Raw genomic sequence first — 536 nt, forward strand, 5'->3', positions numbered from 1 at the left:
TCTGGTCTTGATCAATAATCGCAATCGGTAAATGATCCGGTTTCCCTTGAGCAAACATGCTGCTGAATAAAATAATCACCAGTGCAGGTGCCAGCGTGACCAGACACAGATCCCATTTTTCGCTGAGCAGATAGCGCAGTTCGCGCCATATACCCGTCCACATTATCGGGTCTCTTTCAGTTTAAATAACACGCTCATCCCGACTTTCAGTTCAGGAATCGCTGGTGTGGGTACAAGATGCAGTTTAAAACTTCGCACATCATAACCGCCGGTTTGGCGTGTGGTCTTAATGGTGGCAAATTCACCTTCAGCACTGATCTGCTTGATTTTAAAAGTGGCGGTTTTATCTAGGGCGGGAATATAACCTTCAATACTGCTCATTTTCTGAAACGGGGCATATTGGTCTTCACGAATATTCAGGCTCACCCACATTTGATCTTCAATCAGGCTGACCACAGGGACTGCGGTGGCTACCAGCTCCGAGACTTTGCCATAGGTTTTAGACACCGTTCCGTTTACAGGTGCTACTAATTGGG

Annotated in this window: 2 pseudogenes; both read right to left on the reverse strand. The window is 46.6% G+C overall.

Annotated elements, in window-relative coordinates:
* Positions 1-163: pseudogene (locus tag NI468_RS16130) on the reverse strand (ABC transporter permease); the annotation flags it as partial.
* Positions 163-536: pseudogene (locus NI468_RS16135) on the reverse strand (HlyD family secretion protein); the annotation flags it as partial. The pseudogenes NI468_RS16135 and NI468_RS16130, both read right to left, overlap by 1 nt.

The sequence above is a fragment of the Acinetobacter lwoffii genome (assembly GCF_024129355.1).
Lineage (GTDB): Bacteria > Pseudomonadota > Gammaproteobacteria > Pseudomonadales > Moraxellaceae > Acinetobacter > Acinetobacter lwoffii_I.